Below are 1,168 nucleotides of genomic sequence, written 5' to 3' on the forward strand. Positions count from 1 at the left end.
TTGCGCAGCTGTCGTGGCGTTGTCTTTGGCAGCTTTGGCTGCAACAATCGCAGTTTGAACATCCTTTGTCGCTGCTTCAACGTCTGCCGTTGTCTTCGTACCGGCGTCTGCACCTGTCACAACATCGTTATATGCCTTAACTGCTACGACAACATCCGGGTTCTGATCGACCCCATCCGTCGTGGCGGTATCAACTGCCGCTTGACCGTCGGTCTTAGCCGTCGCACGAGCCGTCTTGGCGTCACTGATGGCTTTCGTGTAGTCATCTGCTACCGTCTTGAGTGTCTTGGCGTCACTGGTTGGATCTGCTAAAGCATTATCCAGCGCTGTCTTGGCATCGCTAACTGTCTTTTCATTGCCGACTGGTGTTGCATCTTGTTGTGTAGCTGTCGTGGCGTTGTCTTTGGCAGCCTTAGCTGCAGCGATCGCAGTTTGAACAGCCTTTGTCGCTGCTTCAACGTCTGCCGTTGTCTTCGTCCCGGCGTCTGCACCTGTCACAACATCGGTATATGCCTTAACTGCCGCGGCAACATCTGGGTTCTGATCGACCCCATCAGTCGTGGCGGTATCAACTGCCGCTTGACCTGCGGTCTTAGCCGTCGCACGAGCCGTCTTGGCGTCACTGATGGCTTTCGTGTAGTCATCTGCTACCGTCTTGAGTGTCTTGGCGTCACTGGTTGGATCTGCTAAAGCATTATCCAGCGCTGTCTTGGCGTCGCTAACTGTCTTTTCATTGCCGACTGGTGTTGCATCTTGTTGTGTAGCTGTCGTGGCGTTGTCTTTGGCAGCCTTAGCTGCAGCGATCGCAGTTTGAACAGCCTTTGTCGCTGCTTCAACGTCTGCCGTTGTCTTCGTCCCGGCGTCTGCACCTGTCACAACATCGGTATATGCCTTAACTGCCGCGGCAACATCTGGGTTCTGATCGACCCCATCAGTCGTGGCGGTATCAACTGCCGCTTGACCTGCGGTCTTAGCATCATCACGGGCAGCCTTCGCAGCCGTTACTGCCTTATTGTAGGCATCCGCTGCGTTGTTGATCGTCGTCGTGCCACTTTCCGGGTCTGCTAAAGCAGCATCCAGCGTCTTTTTTGCAGCGATAACAGTATCTTCATTACCAACTGGTTTTGGATCTGTTGCTGTAGACGCCGTCGCGTTGTCTTTGGCAGCC

General features: G+C 54.2%; 1 pseudogene. It reads right to left on the reverse strand.

The features are described from left to right. Positions 1–1,168: pseudogene (locus ACYVRB_RS14225) on the reverse strand (hypothetical protein); the annotation flags it as partial.

It is taken from the genome of Lacticaseibacillus boliensis, assembly GCF_054784775.1.